The 18,373-nt window shown below is 72.8% G+C and carries 16 protein-coding genes and 2 pseudogenes; 11 read left to right on the forward strand and 7 right to left on the reverse strand.

The features are described from left to right. Window positions 1-69: 69 nt before the first annotated feature. The 4 genes from MOTC310_RS00940 to pabB all read right to left on the reverse strand — a co-directional run bounded on the left by MOTC310_RS00940 (window position 70) and on the right by pabB (window position 3,459). Window positions 70-576 (reverse strand): DoxX family protein, encoded by a 507-nt coding sequence (locus MOTC310_RS00940; protein ID WP_331300494.1) that lies wholly within the window; start codon window positions 574-576, stop codon window positions 70-72. After that, window positions 573-1,181, reverse strand: coding sequence for an aminotransferase class IV (locus tag MOTC310_RS00945; RefSeq protein WP_331301442.1), 609 nt, complete (start codon window positions 1,179-1,181; stop codon window positions 573-575). The genes MOTC310_RS00940 and MOTC310_RS00945 overlap by 4 nt, the downstream gene beginning before the upstream one ends. A 242-nt stretch (window positions 1,182-1,423) precedes the next feature. Then, window positions 1,424-2,038: an anthranilate synthase component II gene (locus MOTC310_RS00950; protein WP_331300495.1), complete on the reverse strand. Its 615-nt coding sequence runs from the start codon at window positions 2,036-2,038 to the stop codon at window positions 1,424-1,426. Continuing rightward, window positions 2,035-3,459, reverse strand: a complete 1,425-nt coding sequence (gene pabB, locus MOTC310_RS00955) for an aminodeoxychorismate synthase component I (protein ID WP_331300496.1) — start codon at window positions 3,457-3,459, stop codon at window positions 2,035-2,037. The genes MOTC310_RS00950 and pabB overlap by 4 nt, the downstream gene beginning before the upstream one ends. A 364-nt stretch (window positions 3,460-3,823) precedes the next feature. Between pabB and rimO the strand changes: the two genes are divergently transcribed. The 3 genes from rimO (at window position 3,824) to MOTC310_RS00970 (ending at window position 6,924) form a co-directional block, all read left to right on the forward strand. Next, the gene (rimO, locus tag MOTC310_RS00960; protein ID WP_331300497.1) at window positions 3,824-5,185 is read left to right on the forward strand and encodes a 30S ribosomal protein S12 methylthiotransferase RimO; all 1,362 of its coding nucleotides are present in this window, start codon (window positions 3,824-3,826) and stop codon (window positions 5,183-5,185) included. Between the two features lie 205 nt (window positions 5,186-5,390). Beyond that, a complete protein-coding gene (gene dinB, locus MOTC310_RS00965; RefSeq protein WP_331300498.1) occupies window positions 5,391-6,473 on the forward strand; it encodes a DNA polymerase IV in 1,083 nt (360 codons plus the stop codon). Window positions 6,474-6,693: 220 nt separating this feature from the next. Further along, window positions 6,694-6,924: a hypothetical protein gene (locus MOTC310_RS00970; RefSeq protein ID WP_331300499.1), complete on the forward strand. Its 231-nt coding sequence runs from the start codon at window positions 6,694-6,696 to the stop codon at window positions 6,922-6,924. A 36-nt stretch (window positions 6,925-6,960) separates the two neighbouring features. Here the strand turns inward: MOTC310_RS00970 and MOTC310_RS00975 are convergent, their stop codons facing one another. From MOTC310_RS00975 to MOTC310_RS00985, 3 genes are all read right to left on the reverse strand, one after another. Further along, the gene (locus tag MOTC310_RS00975) at window positions 6,961-7,161 is read right to left on the reverse strand and encodes a hypothetical protein (RefSeq protein ID WP_091776472.1); all 201 of its coding nucleotides are present in this window, start codon (window positions 7,159-7,161) and stop codon (window positions 6,961-6,963) included. A 99-nt stretch (window positions 7,162-7,260) separates the two neighbouring features. After that, window positions 7,261-7,887, reverse strand: a complete 627-nt coding sequence (gene pncA, locus MOTC310_RS00980; protein WP_331300500.1) for a bifunctional nicotinamidase/pyrazinamidase — start codon at window positions 7,885-7,887, stop codon at window positions 7,261-7,263. 9 nt (window positions 7,888-7,896) lie between these two features. Further along, window positions 7,897-8,874 carry a quinone oxidoreductase family protein gene (locus MOTC310_RS00985; RefSeq protein ID WP_331300501.1) on the reverse strand — a complete coding sequence of 326 codons (978 nt, stop codon included), beginning with the start codon at window positions 8,872-8,874 and terminating at the stop codon, window positions 7,897-7,899. A gap of 191 nt (window positions 8,875-9,065) precedes the next feature. Here MOTC310_RS00985 and MOTC310_RS00990 point away from each other — a divergent pair, with 191 nt between their 5' ends. From MOTC310_RS00990 to MOTC310_RS01025, 8 genes and pseudogenes are all read left to right on the forward strand, one after another. Continuing rightward, window positions 9,066-9,362: an FAD assembly factor SdhE gene (locus tag MOTC310_RS00990; protein WP_273563426.1), complete on the forward strand. Its 297-nt coding sequence runs from the start codon at window positions 9,066-9,068 to the stop codon at window positions 9,360-9,362. 25 nt (window positions 9,363-9,387) lie between these two features. Further along, complete coding sequence (locus MOTC310_RS00995; RefSeq protein WP_331294340.1) at window positions 9,388-9,618, forward strand: hypothetical protein; 231 nt, start codon at window positions 9,388-9,390, stop codon at window positions 9,616-9,618. 314 nt (window positions 9,619-9,932) lie between these two features. After that, window positions 9,933-13,529, forward strand: a complete 3,597-nt coding sequence (mfd, locus tag MOTC310_RS01000) for a transcription-repair coupling factor (protein ID WP_331300502.1) — start codon at window positions 9,933-9,935, stop codon at window positions 13,527-13,529. 212 nt (window positions 13,530-13,741) lie between these two features. Continuing rightward, window positions 13,742-14,065: pseudogene (locus tag MOTC310_RS01005) on the forward strand (GIY-YIG nuclease family protein). Window positions 14,066-14,242: 177 nt separating this feature from the next. Beyond that, complete coding sequence (locus tag MOTC310_RS01010; RefSeq protein ID WP_331300503.1) at window positions 14,243-15,583, forward strand: AmpG family muropeptide MFS transporter; 1,341 nt, start codon at window positions 14,243-14,245, stop codon at window positions 15,581-15,583. Between the two features lie 825 nt (window positions 15,584-16,408). Beyond that, complete coding sequence (locus tag MOTC310_RS32965) at window positions 16,409-16,753, forward strand: DUF2778 domain-containing protein (RefSeq protein WP_473753792.1); 345 nt, start codon at window positions 16,409-16,411, stop codon at window positions 16,751-16,753. Window positions 16,754-16,895: 142 nt separating this feature from the next. Further along, window positions 16,896-17,945: an HpcH/HpaI aldolase/citrate lyase family protein gene (locus MOTC310_RS01020; protein WP_331294335.1), complete on the forward strand. Its 1,050-nt coding sequence runs from the start codon at window positions 16,896-16,898 to the stop codon at window positions 17,943-17,945. A 246-nt stretch (window positions 17,946-18,191) separates the two neighbouring features. Further along, window positions 18,192-18,329: pseudogene (locus tag MOTC310_RS01025) on the forward strand (endonuclease domain-containing protein); the annotation flags it as partial. Between the last annotated feature and the right edge of the window lie 44 nt (window positions 18,330-18,373).

Here is an 18,373-nt window from a genome sequence, read left to right on the forward strand (position 1 = left end):
CGGCCGGTCGACCGGCCAGGATCCTGGGATCAAAGCCTGCCGTGATCCGGGGATCCCGGGATCCTGTGATCAAGGTTTCCGGACGGTTGCCGGCGCGTCCGGTCCCGGGGCCGCCGGCGGCGGTGCCGGATCGCGGGAGGTGTCGGGCGCGAGGTTTCCAGGTCTGCGCAGGCCGCCGAACGGCCAGTCGATCAGCCCGCCGGCCCAGAGCGCCGCCCAGACGAAGACCGGCTGAAAGGCGAGGCGCGGGCCGTGGTACCACCAGGAATCCGGGATGCCGTCGATGTGGACGTGGTCGAAGGCGTGCTTGAGGTTCGCCGGGTAGACGCAGACCGCGTAGAGGGCGAGGCCGATCGCGGCCGCCCGGCGGAACCGGCCGGTCAGCAGCCCGGCGGCACCGGCGATCTCGCACAGGCCGGTCGCCAGGATCACGAGCCGCGGCTGCGGCACCCAGCCGGGCATCAGCGGCAGCATCGCGTCGGTCGCCGCGAGGTGCACGATCCCGATGAAGCCGTAGAGCGCCGCGAGCCCGTAGCGCAGCCGGCGCCGCCCCGTCTCCGCGGCCCGGCCAATCACGCGACCACGTCCTCGGCCACGCCGCAGGACCGGGCCACGCGGGCCCGGAGCGCCGCCATGAGGCGCCCCACCGCCGGGTGCCCGGCCCCCGGGAAGGGGGTGTCGCCGATCGCCGTCACGGGGGCCAGGAGCCGCAGGGAGTTGGTCAGGAACACGGCCTCGGCGCCGAGGAACTCGGGCAGGCTGAGCGAGCGCTCCGCCGCCGCGAGGCCGCATCCGGCGGCGAGCGCCAGGATCTCCGCCCGCGCGATCCCGGCGAGCACGCCGTCCGCGAGCGGCGGCGTGACCAGGGTCGCGCCGATCACCGCGAACAGGTTGCCGGTGCCGCCGCAGGCGACCCGTCCCCGGGTGTTGCGGAACAGCGCCTCGTCGAACCCCGCCGCGGCGGCGTCGCGGGCGGCCAGCACCGCGTCGAGGTAGCCCAGCGTCTTCAGCCGGGCGGCCGGAGACGTGTCGTTGCGGGCGATCGGCGTCGGCCACAGGCGCAGGGGCGCGAAGGCGGCGGCCCTGGCGCTCGCGGCCGCGGTGGCGAACAGATTCGGGCTCGGGGCGTCCGGCGGCTTCAGGCCGCGCGGGCCGGAGCCGCGGGTGAGGGTCGTGCGGATCGCGNGTGCGGATCGCGAGCCGCTCCCCCTGCCCCGCGAGGCCCCGCATGGCCGCGCGGACCCGCTCGGCCTCGGCCGGCATCCCGAGACTCTCCGCGGAGGCCACGAGCCGGGCGACGTGGGCGTCCTCGAAGGCGACGCGGCCGCCCAGCGCCAGCGCCGTGTCGAACAGGCCGTCGCCGAGCGTCAGGCCGCGGTCGGTGTGGTCCAGCGGCGCGATCGTCCCGGGCGCGATCGCCCCGTCACGCCACAGCATCGCGGGGGCCCTCCGGCCGCTCGCGCCACGCGCGGGCCAGTCCCAGGAAATTGGCGAACAGGGCGTGGCCGCCCTCGGTCAGGACCGATTCCGGGTGGAACTGGATGCCGTAGGTCGGGTGGGTGCGGTGCGACAGCGCCATCACCTCCCCCTCCTGCGAGACCGCGTCGACCGAGAGGTGCCTGTCCATCGCGGGCCTGGGCGTCACCACCAGCGAGTGGTAGCGCCCCACCGGCATCGGCGCCGGCAGCCCGGAGAACAGCCGCGCGCCCGTATGGGCGATCGGCGTCATCTGCCCGTGCAGGGGCCGCTGCGCCCGCGCGACCGTGCCGCCGAAGGCCGCGCCGATCGCCTGGTGGCCGAGGCAGACGCCGAGGATCGGCACCTCCCCCGACAGGTCCCGGATCGCCGGCAGGGAGATCCCGGCCTCCGCGGGGGTGCAGGGCCCGGGCGAGACCACCAGCGCCTCGGGGGCGAGCGCCCGGATGCCGGCCACGTCCAGCGCGTCGTTGCGCACGACCCGGACCGTCTCGCCGAGCTCCTCCAGGTAGCGGACGACGTTGAAGACGAACGAGTCGTAATTGTCGAGGACGAGGATCATGCGAAGGCCTCGAACACGCGGGCGGCCTTGGCCAGGGTCTCGTCGTATTCCGGGCCCGGCTCCGACAGCAGGGTCACCCCGCCGCCCGCCTGCAGCACCGCCTGCCGGTCGTCCATGAACACGGTGCGGATCGCGATCGACGTGTCGAGCGCCCCGTCGAAGCCGATCCGGCCGATGGCGCCGCAGTAGAGTTCGCGGGCGTCGCCCTCGATCTCGGTGATGATGTCCATGGCGCGGATCTTCGGCGCGCCCGTGATCGAGCCGCCCGGGAAGGTCCCTTCCAGGAGGTCGAGGGCGTCGAGCCCGTCGCGGAGGTCTCCGGTCACCACCGACACCAGATGGTGGACGTTGGCGTAGGTCTCCAGGCCGCACAGGGTGGGCACGGCGACGCTGCCCGGCGCGCAGACCCGGGACAGGTCGTTGCGCAGCAGGTCGACGATCATGACGTTCTCGGCCCGCTCCTTGACGCTGGCCTGCAGCGCCTCGGCCGCCGCCCGGTCGGCCGCCGGGTCGTCGAGGCGGCGCGCGGTGCCCTTGATCGGGCGCGTCTCCACGTGCCGTCCGTCGAGGCGGACGAACCGCTCCGGCGAGGACGAGGCGACGGTCAGGCCCTCCAGCTCCAGATAGGCGCCGAAGGTCGCCGGGTTGGTCTCGCGCAGCCGCCGGTAGAGAGCGAACGGGTCGAAGCCGGCCGGGAGGTCGGCTACGAAGCGCTGGGCGATGTTGGCCTGGTAGATGTCGCCGGCGCGGATGTAGGCGCGAACTTTTTCGACAGCCTCTTCATAGCTTTGGCGGTCGAAGTTCGAGCGCCACACGAGCGGCTGGGCCGGCCCTGCGGGGGCCGGGACCGGCGGCTCCGCGCCGCCGAGCAGGTCGGCGAAGCGGGCGAGCCGCGCCTCCGCGCGGGCCCGGCGGTGGTGATCACCGGCCTGACGACCTCGACCGCGCTCGGCACGCCGGCCGGCGCGCTGATCGGCGGTCTCGGGGAAACCCGTGGCGACGAGCCGGCCCGTGCCGGCGGCGTGATCGACGACCAGCGCCGTGTCGTAGAGATTGAGCGCGATGTCGTCGGTGAGCCCCGCCCGCCGGGCCGGCGCCGCCACCCGCTCCAGCGCCGCGCCGAGATCGTAGGCCAGGTACCCGATCGCCCCGCCGGGGAACGGCTCCGACCCGGGCTCGAGCCGGTAGGGTTCGAGGCAGGCCCGGAGCGCCGCCATCGGGCCGCCCGCCACCGGATTTCCGTCGAGGGTCGCGCGCCCGTCGCGGTAGCGGAACCGCGCGAACGGATCGGCGGCCACGATCGAGTGCCGCCCCAGCGGGTCGTGCCGCATGGCGCTGTCGAGGAAGGCGAGCCCGGGCAGGGCGCGCAGCCGGGTCGCCGCCGCGACGGGATCGATGAAGGGGATTTCTCGGGTCCACATGACCGGGTTCGGGGCCGTTATCCTCGGGCGGTGCGTCGTCCGCTGCCGTCGCACAGGCGATGCCGCGGGGGAAGCGGCAGTTCCACGCAGGGCCCGCCGCTTCGCGCGGGCGGGCCGTGTCCGGGGCGCAGGGCGGCGCCGCCGACGCTTGATGTGGGGTCTGAGGAGCCCGCGGTAAAGCTCTGCCGTAACGACTGGATCGGCGGCCGGGGCCAGGCTCGCGCGCAGGGCCGGTCACCCCTGCGGCGGCTGGCCTCGCGCGGAGGCGCGGGAGCCTGTATAGGAGCCCGACCCCGAATTCCTGGTCCCACGCGCCGGGCGGCCGATCGCCGGCCGCCCGGCCGGACCGTCCGACCCGAATGCCATGACCGCCACGCCCGCCCCCCGCGGCCCCGCTCCCGGCGCCGCCCCCAAGATCACGGCTCCCAAGATCTCGTTCGTCTCGCTGGGCTGCCCCAAGGCGCTGGTCGATTCCGAGCGCATCCTCACGCACCTGCGCGCCGAGGGCTACGAGCTGGCCCGCCGGCACGACGGCGCCGACGTGGTGATCGTCAACACCTGCGGCTTCCTCGATTCGGCCAAGGCGGAGTCGCTCTCGGCCATCGGCGAGGCCATGGCGGAGAACGGACGTGTGATCGTCACCGGCTGCATGGGCGCGCAGCCGGAGGAGATCCGCGAGAAGTACCCCGACCTCCTGGCGGTGACCGGGCCCCAGGCCTACGAGTCGGTGGTGGCGGCCGTCCACGAGGCGGTGCCGCCGGCCCACGACCCGTTCCTCGACCTCGTGCCGCCGCAGGGGATCAAGCTCACCCCGCGCCACTACGCCTACCTGAAGATCTCGGAAGGGTGCAGCAACCGCTGCAGCTTCTGCATCATCCCGTCCTTGCGCGGGAACCTCGTCAGCCGCCCGGCGGCCGACGTGCTCCGCGAGGCCGAGAAGCTGGTCAAGGCCGGCGTGAAGGAGCTGCTGGTCGTCAGCCAGGACACCAGCGCGTACGGCGTCGATATCCGCTACAGCGAGAGCCCGTGGCAGGACCGGCAGGTGCGGGCGAAGTTCTACGACCTGACCCGGGAGCTCGGCGCGCTCGGGGCCTGGGTGCGGCTGCACTACGTCTACCCCTACCCGCACGTGGACGAGGTCATCCCGCTGATGGCCGAGGGCAAGGTGCTCCCCTACCTCGACATGCCGCTCCAGCACGCGAGCCCGTCGGTGCTCAGGCGCATGCGCCGCCCCGGCAACCAGGAGCGCCAGCTCGACCGGATCCGGAGCTGGCGGCAGACCTGCCCGGACCTCGCGATCCGCTCGACCTTCATCGTCGGCTTCCCCGGCGAGACCGAGGCCGAGTTCGAGGAGCTGCTGGCCTGGCTGCAGGAGGCCAAGCTCGATCGCGTCGGCTGCTTCGAGTACGAGCCGGTGGCGGGCGCCACCGCCAACGCGCTCGGCGACCTCGTGCCGCCGGCGGTCAAGGCCGAGCGCAAGCGCCGGTTCATGGAGACCCAGAACGGCATCGCGCTCCGGCTTCAGCGCGCCAAGGTCGGCAAGCGGCTGCCCGTGATCGTCGACGCCGTCGAGGGCGGGGTCGCGCGGGGCCGGTCCAAGGCCGACGCGCCGGAGATCGACGGCACCGTCCACGCCGCCTTCCGGCGCCCGGTGCGGGTCGGCGACATCGTCACCGTCAAGGTCGACCGGGCCGAGGCCTACGACCTCTACGGCAGCGTCGCCTAAAGGTAGGCTCCGTCTTTGCGAGCGGAGCGAAGCAATCCAGGGATGCGCTGCGCTGGGTCGCTGCGCTGGGTCGCTTCGCTGCGCTCGCGATGACGGGCGCGGTCCGGACTCCTGTTGACGCCGCGTCCGGCGCGGCTTGACCCCGCCGTCCCGCCGCGCTTTTTCGGAACAGAGCAGGAACCCACGGCGGACCTCCGAGGCGGCGATGGATCCGGAGGTCGCGCTCCGCAAGATCATCCACATCGACATGGACGCGTTCTACGCCTCCGTGGAGCAGCGCGACGACCCGTCCCTGCGCGGCCTGCCGCTGGCGGTGGGCGGCTCGCGGGAGCGGGGGGTCGTGGCGGCGGCGAGCTACGAGGCGCGGAAGTTCGGCGTCCGCTCGGCCATGCCGTCGGCCACCGCACGGCGGCTCTGCCCGGACCTGCTGTTCGTGAAGCCGCGCTTCGAGGTCTACCGGGCGGTCTCGGAGGAGATCCGGGCGGTCTTCGCCCGGCACACGGCCGTCATCGAGCCGGTGGCGCTCGACGAGGCCTATCTCGACGTCACCGAGAACCTCCTGGGGCTCCCGACCGCCACGGCCGTGGCGAAGGCGATCCGGGCCGAGATCCTGGAGCGCACCGGGCTCGTCGCCTCGGCGGGGGTCTCGTACAACAAGTTCCTCGCCAAGGTGGCGTCCGACCACCGGAAGCCCGACGCCCTGTTCGTCATCACCCCCGCCATGGGGCCGGACTTCGTGGCCGCGCTGCCGATCGGCCGGTTCCACGGGGTCGGCCCGGTCACCGAGGCGAAGATGAAGCGGCTCGGGATCGAGACCGGGGCGGATCTGCGCGCCTGGCCTCCGGAGCGCCTGCGCGAGACCTTCGGCTCCGCGGGCGCCTACTACCACGCGGTCGCCCGGGGCATCGACGCGCGGCCGGTGCGCGCCCACCGGGTGCGCAAGTCGATCGGCGCCGAGACCACCTTCTCGGACGACACGGCCGCCTTCGAGGTCCTGGCCGCCCGGCTGGCGCCGCTGTTCGACAAGGTCTGGGCCGGGGCCGACGCCAAGGGCATGCGCGCCCGGACCGTGACCCTGAAGCTGAAATTCTCGGACTTCGCTCAGGTCACCCGGGCGCGGTCGCTGCCCGTCCCCGTCGCCGACCGGGCCGGCCTGGAGCGGATCGGCCTCGACCTGCTCGCCGGCCTGTTTCCCCTGCGGCGCAGCGCGCGGCTGATCGGGGTGTCGCTGTCGGGTTTCGCGCAGGACGCGCCGGAGGCGCCGCTCCAGCTCGGGCTGGCGCTGTGAGGCCGCCTCGCCGCCGCCGCCGCGCGGGATGACGGAGCGGGTGAGCAGCCGAAGCGTTCAACCCAGGCCGAGAGACGCGCGCCTCTGCGCTGGTGCCGGCCATGCTGAGCGGTCCGCCGGTGCGGTCCCGCACGTCGAGCCGGCTCGACACATCCCGGATCGGAGCGATTCGGCGCGGATCGGGGTTGGCCGGATACGCGCACGCCGAAGGATCCCGCCCATGACGAAGCACGTCTCCCCGGCGCTGGCCGCCGCGCTCGCGCTGACGGCCCAGATCGATGTCGCCCGCGCGGACGGCACATCCGCCTTCGGCACCGCCAACGCCGCGCAGCTGCGGGGTTACAGCGCGAGTCCGGCGCAGATCTCCGTCCCGGCGGGCGGCCCGGGCGCCCGGCCTGCCGCTGCCGTAACCGCGCCGCAGCGGCCGAAGGCACCGGCCCGCGGCCGCTGAGAAATCGGCCCGGGCCGCCCCGGCCCGAGCATCCGGTCACGCGTTCTTGCGCGGCCGGTGGTCGGGGTCGATGCCGCCGTCGAGCTTCGTCTCGTTGTCGACGTCGCCCTCGAAGGTCGAATCCGCCTGCAGATCCGCCGGGTCGGCGCCGCTCATGCCCTTCGAGGTGCCGATCCCGGGATTGCCCTTGAGGTCGGCGTCGGTCGGGGTGTCGGTCTTCAGATGCTTGGACGACATGCAGGCTCCTGTCGGGTGCTGATGTCGGGCCAACGCGCCGGGGCGGAGACGGTCTCCCGCGCCCCGTGCGGCGGTTCGCCTCCCGGCCCCCGCGCGCCCTCAGCCGATCGCGGCCGCCCCGATCCGGCGGATGCCCGCCGCCTCCATCTCCGCCCAGGCCCGCGCGAGCGACCCGTCCACGTCGATCCCGCGCACCGCATCCGCCACCACGAGGACGTCGAAACCCGCGTCGCGCGCGTCGAGCGCGCTCCACGCGACGCAGAAATCGGTGGCGAGGCCGCACACGGCGACGCGGGCGATGCCGCGCTCCCGGAGCGCCCCCGCGAGGCCGGTGCGCGTGGCCCGGTCGGCCTCCAGGAAGGCCGAGTAGCTGTCGACCCGCGGATCGAGCCCCTTGCGCACCACCAGGCTCGCCCGGTCGGTGGCGAGGCCCGGCGCGAAGGCGGCGCCCGGGCTGCCCTGGACGCAGTGGCGCGGCCACAGCACCTGCGGCCCGTAGGGCAGCGCCACGGTCTCGAACGGGGCCCGCCCCGGATGGGTCTCGGCGAAGGAGACGTGATCCGCCGGATGCCAGTCCTGCATCAGCACCACGTGCCGGAAGCGGTGCTGGAGGTCGTTGATCGGCGCGACCACCGCGTCGCCCCCCGGGACGGGGAGCGCCCCGCCCGGCAGGAAATCGACCTGCACGTCGACGACGAGGAGCAGGTCGGCGTTGCCGGGCGTCACGGCCGCTCCCTACGGCAGCATCACGATCGAGCCGGTGGTCTCCCGGCCCGCGAGGTCGCGGTGGACCTGCTGCGCCTCGGCCAGCGGGTAGGTGGCGTTGACGGCGATCTTCACCGCGCCGTCGCGGACCACCTTGAACAGGCGGGCGGCCGCCTCCTCCAGGGTGGCGCGGTTCGACGAGAAGGTCGCGAGCGTCGGGCGGGTCACGTAGAGCGAGCCGCGCGGGGCCAGCAGGCCGAGGTCGAGCCCGGTGATCGCCCCGGAGGCCGAGCCGAAGCTCGCCAGGAGACCCAGCGGCGCGAGGCTGTCCAGCGAGCCCATCAGGGTCGCCTGCCCGACGCCGTCGTAGACCACCGGCACGCCCTTCCCGCCGGTGATCTCGCGCACGCGCTTGGCCACGTCCTCCTCGCGGTAGAGGATGACGTGGTCGCAGCCGTTCCGCTTGGCGAGCTCCGCCTTCTCGGGGCTGCCGGCGGTGCCGATCACGGTGGCGCCGAGGTGCTTGGCCCACTGGCAGGCGATCAGGCCGACGCCGCCGGCGGCGGCCTGCCACAGGATCGTGTCGCCGGGCTTCACCGCGTAGGTCCGGTGCAGCAGGTACTCGACGGTCAGGCCCTTGAGCATCATGGCGGCGGCGGTCGTCTCGTCGACGCCGTCGGGGATCGGCACGGCCGCGGAGGCCGGGATCACCGGCTCCTCGGCGTAGCAGCCGTCCGCCACCGAGCCGTAGGCGACCCGGTCGCCGGGCTTGAACTGAGTGACGCCCTCGCCCACCGCCGTGACGGTGCCGGCGCCCTCCTTGCCGGGGGTGTAGGGCATGTGCGGCGACTTGTAGGCGCCGGTGCGGAAGTAGATGTCGATGAAGTTGACGCCGATGGCGGCCTGCTTGACCCGGATCTGGCCGGGGCCGGGCTCGGCCAGGGGCACGTCCTCGAAGCGCATCACCTCGGGGCCGCCGTACTCGTAGACCCGGACCGCCTTCGGCATCGTCGTACTCCCGCTCGCCGCCCCACCCGGGGGCGTTGGCCCTCGAGATAACGGACCGCCCGCGGGAGGCAATTTCTTTTTGCCCTCTCGCGCTCCAGTTGTAACTCGCCCGGCGGCAGCCCCGTTCTGGATCCGCCGGCGCCGCGCGCCTATCTAGGCCCTGCCCCTGTTCGAGCCGAGGTCCGACCGCCATGTCCGGCACCACCCGCACGAGCGCCGACCTCGATCCGCGCCGTCGCCGCCTCCTCTACCGCGCCTGGCACCGGGGCATCCGCGAGATGGACCTGATCATGGGCCGCTTCGCCGATGCCGCGATCGGCGAGCTGTCGGAGGCGGAGCTCGACCAGTTCGAGGCGCTGATCGAGGTGCCGGACCGCGACCTGTTCAAGTGGCTCACCGGCGAGGTCGAGACGCCGTCGAACTACGACACGTCGGTCTGGCGGCGGGTGCGGGCGTTCCACCGGCACGACGCGCCGATCCATTCCTGAGAGCGACCGGTCGAGAGAGCCCGCGATGGACGAGCCCAAGCCCAACTACGATCACCCGGCCCGGTCGATCGCCACCGAGCTGGTGGTTCGGATCATGCTGGAGATGATGGAGCGCTCCGACCCGGCGCTGCGCGGAGAGATCCTGCGGCAGGCGACGGCGCGCGCCGCCGCGATGACCGAGAACATGCCCAACGCGGATTTCTTCCGCGGCCGGGTCGAGGCGGCGCTGGCGGAGATCGTCGGGCCGGACGCGTGAGGGGCGCGGGCCCGGGGCTTCAACCGCATCCCATCGCAGCTTTCGGCCGATGCAGCGCGCTCCGTCATCACGAGCGGAGCGGAGTGACCCAGGGCAGCGCGACGCCCGGAGACGGGGCGCCCCCGACGTGGCGCCCCGCTGGATTGCTTCGCCGCGCTCGCAGGGACGACAACCGTTCCCTGCTGCGGCAGAACCGCCATATAGGGTGCGTTCAGCCGTGACCGCGGGATCGCTTTATCGCGCTGGCCCGATGGGCTAACGCCACCTGATCACCACCCCTGACGCGCCCGGCGGGCCTCCCCGCGAAAGACCCGATGGCCAAGCCTCAGCCGAAGCCCCCCGCCCCCGTCGCCAAGCCGCAGGTCGCGCGCTTCGCGCTGCCGAAATCCTCCGCGCTCGCCCGGGCGATCGACGCGCTGAAGCGCGGCGACAGCCCGGTCCTGGCGAACGCCCCGGAGGGTTTCGACGCGCTGGCGCTCGCCGACCTCGCCCGCGCCCTGGCGCCCACCGTCGACGCGCCGGCCGTGCTGGTCCACGTGGCGCGCGATTCCGGGCGCTCGGCCTCGTTCCAGGCGGCTCTGGGCTTCGTCGCGCCCGAGATGGACGTGATGAGCCTGCCGGCCTGGGACTGCCAGCCCTACGACCGGGTCTCGCCCACCACGGCGGTCGCCGCCGCCCGGATGACCGCGCTCGCCCGCCTCGCCCGCACCCGCTCGGCCGAGGACCGGCCGCGCATCCTCTGCACCACCGTCAACGCCCTGGTGCAGCGGGTCCCGCCCCGCGCCCACATCGCCCGGGAGGCTTTCTCGGCGGCGATCGGCAACGTCGTGGCGATGGACGACGTGGTGGCCTGGGTCGAGGCCAACGGCTTCCTGCGCACCGGGACGGTGCGCGACACCGGCGAGTACGCGGTCCGCGGCGGCATCCTCGACCTGTCGCCACCGGGCCTGCCGGCGCCGATCCGCCTCGACTTCTTCGGCGACACGCTCGAATCGATCCGCGCCTTCGACCCGGAGACCCAGCGCACCACCGGGCAGCTCCGCTCCCTCGACCTGATGCCGATGAGCGAGGTCCAGCTCACCACCGAGACGATCCGGCGCTTCCGCCAGAACTACATCCAGAGCTTCGGCGCGGCGACCCGCGACGACCGGCTCTACGAGACGGTCAGCGAGGGGCGGCGCTACGCCGGGCTCGAGCACTGGATGCCGCTGTTCTACGACCACCTCGACACGCTGTTCGACTATCTCGGCGGCGTGCCGCTGGTCTTCGACCCGCAGGTGGAGGACGCCGCCGCCGAGCGGATCGCCCTGGTCCAGGACTATTACCAGGCCCGCGAGGGCGCGATGAAGACGCCGCAGCCCGGCGTCGCCCCCTACAAGCCGCTGCCGCCCCGCGCCCTCTACCTGACGCCGAACGAGCTCAAGGAGCGGATCGGCACCGCCACCGTGGCGCGGCTGACGCCCTTCGCGCAGCCCGAGTCTCCCGAGCGCGCGGTGATCGACTGCGGCGCCAAGGCGGGCCGTAGCTTCGCGCCGGAGCGGGCCGACGAGAATACCAGCGTGTTCGACGCCGCGGTGGCGCATATCCGCGACCTCCAGGGATCCGGTCATCACGTGATCCTGGGCGCGTGGTCCGACGGCTCCCGCGACCGGCTCTGCGGCGTGCTCACCGACCACGGCCTGAAGAAGCCCGTGGCGATCACGCGGCTCACCGACGTCTACGCGCTCAAGCGCGGCACCGACGCGGCGGTGGCGGTCTGGGGCCTGGAGGCGGGCTTCACCGCGGGCGAGCTCGCCGTCGTCTCCGAGGGCGACATCCTGGGCGACCGGCTGGTGCGCCAGAAGCGCAAGGCCAAGCGGCCCCAGGACGTGATCCTGGAGGTGCAGGCGCTCCAGCCCGGCGACCTCGTGGTCCACGCCGACCACGGGATCGGCCGGTTCGTCGGCCTCAAGACGATCCACGCCGCGGGCGCCCCGCACGATTGCCTGGAGCTGCAATATACCGGCGGCCTGCTGCTCCTGCCGGTGGAGAATATCGAGCTCCTGACCCGCTACGGCTCGGAGGATTCCGAGGTCGCCCTCGACCGGCTCGGCGGCGGCGCGTGGCAGGCCCGCAAGGCCAAGATGAAGCGCCGCATCCTCGAGATGGCGGGCGAGCTGATCAAGGTCGCGGCCCAGCGCTTCGTCCGGAAGGCCCCTTCCCTGCAGGCGCCCGAGGGCCTCTACGGGGAATTCGCCGCCCGCTTCCCGTTCGAGGAGACCGAGGATCAGGCCAACGCCATCGACGCGGTGCTGGACGACCTCAATGCCGGCCGCCCGATGGACCGGCTGGTCTGCGGCGATGTCGGCTTCGGCAAGACCGAGGTGGCTCTGCGCGCCGCCTTCGCGGCGGCGATCTCCGGCAAGCAGGTGGCGGTGATCGTCCCCACGACGCTGCTCGCCCGCCAGCACTTCCGGACCTTCGCGGAGCGGTTCAAGGGCCTGCCGGTCCAGGTGGCGCAGCTCTCCCGCTTCGCCTCCGCGGCGGAGATGAAGCAGACCCGGGCGGGGCTCGTCGCCGGCACGGTCGACATCGTGGTCGGCACCCACGCCCTCTTGGCGAAGAACATCGCCTTCAAGGATCTCGGCCTGATCATCGTGGACGAGGAGCAGCATTTCGGCGTCGCCCACAAGGAGCGGCTGAAGGCGCTCCAGGCCGACGTCCACGTGCTGACGCTGTCGGCGACCCCGATCCCGCGCACGCTCCAGCTCGCCATGACGGGGGTGCGCGAGCTCTCGATCATCGCGACGCCGCCGGTGGACCGGCTGGTGGTGCGCACCTTCGTGACGCCGTTCGACCCGCTGACCATCCGCGAGGCGCTGCTGCGCGAGCGCTACCGCGGCGGCCAGTCCTTCTACGTCGTGCCGCGGATCGAGGATCTGGCCGAGGTCAAGAAATTCCTCGACGCCGAGATGCCCGAGATCAAGGTCGCGGTGGCCCACGGCCAGATGGCGGCGGGCCAGCTCGAGGACGTGATGACGGCCTTCTACGAGGGCAAGTTCGACGTCCTGCTCTCGACCACGATCGTGGAATCGGGCCTCGACATTCCCACCGCCAACACGCTGATCGTGCACCGGGCCGACATGTTCGGGCTGGCCCAGCTCTACCAGCTGCGCGGCCGCGTCGGGCGCTCGAAGGCCCGGGCCTACGCGCTGTTCACGACGCCGGCCAACCGCCAGCTCACCGCCCAGGCCGAGCAGCGCCTCAAGGTGCTCCAGAGCCTCGACACGTTGGGCGCGGGCTTCCAGCTCGCCTCCCACGACCTCGACATCCGCGGCGCCGGCAACCTCCTGGGCGACGCCCAGTCGGGCCACATCAAGGAGGTCGGCTACGAGCTCTACCAGCAGATGCTGGAGGACGCGGTCACGGCGCTGAAGGCCGGCATCGAGGACGTGCCCGAGGAGGCGTGGTCGCCGACCATCGCGCTGGGCGCGCCCGTGACGATCCCGGAGGATTACGTCGAGGATCTCGGGGTGCGGCTCGCGCTCTACCGGCGGCTCGCCACCATCCAGGACGATGCCGAGATGGAGAGTTTCGGCGCCGAGCTGATCGACCGGTTCGGGCCGCTGCCGCCGGAGGTGGAGCAGCTCCTCAAGATCGGCACGATCAAGATCCTCTGCCTCAAGGCGAACGTCGAGAAGGTCGAGGCCGGGCCGAAGGGCGTGGTGGTCCATTTCCGCGACCGGTCCTACGCCAACCCGCAGGGGCTCGTGGCCTACGTCGCCGAGCAGGCCTCGTTCGCGAAGGTGCGGCCCGACATGAGCGTGGTGTTCGTGCGCGAGCTGAATACCGTCCCGGCCCGGCTCAAGACCGCCACCGAGGTGCTGCGCAGCCTCGTGAAGATCGCCGAGCGGGGCAAGAAGGCGGCGTGAGGGGCGTCGCGCTCATCCAAACAAGCCCCCTCATCCTGAGGTGCCCGCGTCAGCGGGCCTCGAAGGAGGGCTCCAGGGATCGCGACGCTGACTGGAGGGCTCCTTCGAGGCCTCCGCTGCGCTCCGGCACCTCAGGATGAGGGAGGGGGTTGGAGTGAGCGAGGCGACCGGATCTGATAAGCTTTTCATCCTGTGATGGGACGAATCGGATCGTGGGCGCCTTCGTGTACATGCTGCGCTGTGCCGATGGCAGCTACTACGTCGGCTCCGCCCGCGGGGAGAGCCTCGACCGGCGCCTCAGCGAGCATCACGCCGGCACCTACGGCGGCTATACGAGCCGCCGCCGCCCCGTCACGCTGGTCCATGCCGAGCACTTCGATCACGTCACCGACGCCATCGCGGCCGAGCGGCGCATCAAGGGCTAGAGCCGGGCCAAGAAGGAGGCGCTGATCCGGGCGGATTGGGACGCCTTGCAGTGGCTCGCCAAGCGCCCGGCGGCGCAGCAACATCCCTCCCGAAAAACCCCCTCATCCTGAGGTGCGGCGAAGCCGCCTCGAAGGAGCCTTCCAGAAACCATCGCGATCCCTGGAGCCCTCCTTCGAGGCCCGCTTCGCGGTCACCTCAGGATGAGGTTCTAGGTGAGACAGTCGCGCGATCGTTGCACGCTCGCCGCATCTCTGCTCTCTCCTCCCCGAGACCCAGGAGACGCGTGGATGGCAAACCCGGCGCAGGTCACCGGCGCGCCCGAGCCGGTGCGGGCGGCGCCGGGCGCCGTCCTCACGCCCCTGTTCACCGACCGGCGCATCGCCGCGGTGCTCGGGCTCGGCTTCGCGCAGGGCATCCCGTTCCTGCTCGTCTACGCGACCCAGTCGGCGTGGCTCGTCCAAGCGAAGGTGCCGCTCGCCACGATCGGGCTGATGAGCGAGCTCACCATCGCCTACAAGCTCAAGTTCCTCTGGGCCCCGTTCCTCGACCGCCACGACGCGCCGCTCATCGGCCGCTGGCTCGGCCGCCGCCGGGGCTGGATCGTCGCCACGCAGATCCTCGTCGCCCTGGCGCTCGCGGGCGTCGCCTTCGGCGACCCGGCCCACTGGCTCGCCTGGACGGTGGCGTTCTCCCTGGCGCTCGGCGTCGCGGGCGCCACCCAGGACGTGGTCATCGACGGCTGGCGCATCACCGCCGCGCCGCCCGAGCAGCAGGCGCTGATGTCGTCCTGGTCGGAGATCGGCTACCGGGTCGGCAACCTCGCGGCGGGGGCCGGCGCCCTCTACCTCTCCGACGCGTACGGCTGGCGCGCCGCCTACCTGTGCATGGCCGCGCTGATGGCCCCCGGCACGGTCGCGGCGCTGCTGGCCCCCGAACCCCCCGCCCCCGAGACGCCCGCCAGCGGCGGCTTCGTCGAGACCGTCTGGGCGCCGATCCGCGACCTCCTCGCCCGGCTCGGGCCGCTGGCCGTGCCGGTGCTCGCCCTCGTCGCGGGCTTCCGGATGCCCGGCTACGTCTCGAACGCCATGGCGATCCCGCTGTTCAAGACGCTCGGCTACTCCAACACCGACATCGCCACGGTGACCAAGCTGTTCGGCTTCTGGATCGCGCTGGGCGGCACCTTCCTGGCCAGCGCCATCATCCCGCGGATCGGCATGATGGCGAGCCTGCTGATCGGCACCGTGACGGCCTCGGCCTCGCACCTCGCGCTGGCCTACCTCGCCTGGCACGGCGGCCACGGCGGCGCGGCGTTCTGGACCTTCGCGCTGACGGTCGGGATCGACGGCTTCGCCTACGCCTTCGCGTCGATCGTGCTGATCACCTACATGTCGCGGCTCTCGGCCACCGCCCACGCGGCGAGCCAGTACGCCCTGCTGACCTCGCTCTGCGCCCTGCCCGGCAGCCTGCTCGCCGGCTTCTCGGGCTTCGTGATCGAGTGGACCGGCTTCGCGTGGTTCTTCGTCGGCACGTCGCTCATCGGCGTGCCGGTGGCCCTGCTCTGCCTGCTGGTCGCGCGCCGGCACGGGCCGATGGAGGTCCCGTCGGAGGCCCCCGGTCAGGCCACCTGAGGCTGTGTCCCAACACGGGAACGCGCGCGGAAACTGTCCCTTTAGCGGGGATTAACCACACCGCGGCTTAATGGCGGGACGGTTGATGTCCTCCCCAGACGGGCGACCCGGGCCACGTGCGCGAGAACGGCTCTCGCGGGCGAACGGCGACGGCTGCCCGGGGGAAGCGCGTACGCGAGTTCCCGAATGGCCCAGGCTGCGTTGTCCCTCGCCGCGTTCCAGACCGCGTATCCGAGCGCGGAACCGGTGCGACCGGCGCCGCCGCGCGTCACCTACGTCGAGACCGCCTACGACCCGGTCGTCCGCACCCGGGCGCCCTACCCGAGTGAGCCATCCGGTCACCACAAGCAGCACCAGGATCAGCCCCGGGCCCGGCGGCAGGAGCGCGATCGCGAGCGCCGCTCCGACGGACAGGACCAGGGCTGCCGCCGCGTCGCGCCGCCGCACGCCGGCGTCCCGGACGAGGCCGTCGCCGGTGGTCAAGTGGGCGATGCCCGTCNGCCGGCGGCGGCGCCCGCGCGGGTGGCGAGCCGCGCCCTGCCCCGGACCCGCGACGTGTTCCGCGCCGCGATGGCCGAGGAGCCGTCCTTCTTCGAGAAGCTGTTCGGGGTCGGCGCCGCCGCGCCGTCTCAGGAGAATCGTCAGGAGCCCCGTCAGGCGCTGGCCTATGCCAGCCCGGACGCCCTGCCGCAGGAGGCGCCGCGCACCCGGATCAGCCCGGAGCCCGATTCGGTGGCCGGCACGGCCGTCTACGACATCACCGCCCGCACGGTGACGCTGCCCTCCGGCGAGGTGCTGGAGGCCCATTCCGGCCTCGGCGAGGCCATGGACAACCCGCGCTACGTCCACCTGCGCATGCGCGGCTCGACCCCGCCCGGCACCTACACGCTGACCGAGCGCGAGCGCCTGTTCCACGGGGTCCGGGCGATCCGCCTCAACCCGGTGGGCGGCAGCGCCGCGATCCACGGCCGCGACGGTCTGCTGGCCCACACCTACATGCTGCGGCAGCCCGGCGCCTCGAACGGCTGCGTCTCGTTCCGCGACTACAACCGCTTCCTGCAGGCCTTCCTGCGCGGCGAGGTCCGGCGCCTCGTGGTGGTGGCCGGCAGCGAGGCCGGCGGCATCCTCAACCGGATCGGCATGATCGGCCGCCGGGGCGGCCGGGGCTGAGGATCGACGGCCTCGGGCGGCGCGCCGGGCCGGAAGTCCGAAATCGCGAACGTCCGGGATCACTTCGGCGCGGCGCGGCTTTACGCGCCGGCCCATGCTGCCTTAACGGGGCTCGGACGCCAGCCCTGACAAGAGGCACCCGATGAAACTGCCCCGCCGCTTCTTCCAGCCCCTCGCCACCGGCGCGCCGGCCCCGTTCCGCGAGCTGCCGGTGCGGCTGGAGCGGATGATCCACTTCGTGCCGCCCCACAACGACAAGGTCCGCGCCCGCGTGCCGGAGCTCGCCGGGACCGTCGACGTGGTGCTGGGCAACCTGGAGGACGCGGTCCCCGCCGACCAGAAGGAGGCGGCCCGCAAGGGCTTCGTCGCCATGGCCCAGGCCACCGACTTCGCCGCCACCGGCACCGGCCTCTGGACCCGGATCAACGCCCTCAACTCGCCCTGGATCTTGGACGACCTGTTCACGATCGTGGCCGAGGTCGGCAGCAAGCTCGACGTCGTGATGGTGCCCAAGGTCGAGGGGCCGTGGGACATCCACTACATCGACCAGCTGCTCGCCCAGCTCGAGGCGCGCCACGGCGTCACGAAGCCGATCCTGGTCCACGCGATCCTGGAGACCGCCGAGGGCGTCGCCAACGTCGACGCGATCGCGTCGGCCTCGCCGCGGATGCACGGCATGAGCCTGGGACCCGCGGATCTCGCGGCGTCCCGCGGCATGAAGACCACCCGGGTCGGCGGCGGCCACCCGGATTACCGGGTGATCGCCGACCCGGCGGGCGACGCACCCCGGGCGAGCGCCCAGCAGGACCTCTGGCACTACACCATCGCCCGGATGGTCGACGCCTGCATGGCCAACGGCATCAAGGCCTTCTACGGCCCGTTCGGCGACTTCTCCGACGGCGATGCCTGCGAGGCGCAGTTCCGCAACGCCTTCCTGATGGGCTGCGCCGGCGCCTGGACGCTGCATCCGAGCCAGGTGGCGATCGCCAAGCGGGTCTTCGCGCCGGACCCGGCCGAGGTGGCCTTCGCGGCCCGGATCGTCGAGGCCATGCCGGACGGCACCGGCGCCGTGATGCTCGACGGCAAGATGCAGGACGACGCCACCTGGAAGCAGGCCAAGGTCATCGTGGACCTCGCCAAGCTGGTGGCCGCCAAGGACCCGGAGCTGGCGGCGGTGTACAAGCTGGGGTGAGCGGCCGCCGGACGCGGGCGTGGTGTGCGGCGCCGCGGTGACGGGAGAGGGGGCGCGTCGCGTCGGTCTGCACCGGCGTCGTCGCGGACCCGGGCGCGTCGTCGGGGCAGGCCCGCGCAAGCCGCAGCACCGTATCATCCACCGGGTCCGCAACTGCGTTGCCGGAACCGCGCGGTGAGCAGATCGATCCCGCGCGCCCGCAGCCTGCGGCGCGCGCAAGCAAGCGCCGAGGCCGAGCTCTGGCGCGTGTTGCGCAATCGCGCGCTCAACGGCTGGAAATTCCGCCGCCAGCACCCGATCGACCGGTTCGTCGTCGACTTCGCCTGCGTAGAGGCCAGACTCATCGTCGAGGTCGACGGGGCAACGCGCTCGACCGCCGTCGAGATCGCCCGGGATGCCGCGCGGACCGAGATTCTCGGATCGCTCGG

It is taken from the genome of Methylobacterium oryzae (assembly GCF_036441375.1).
In the GTDB taxonomy this organism is placed as follows: domain Bacteria; phylum Pseudomonadota; class Alphaproteobacteria; order Rhizobiales; family Beijerinckiaceae; genus Methylobacterium; species Methylobacterium oryzae_A.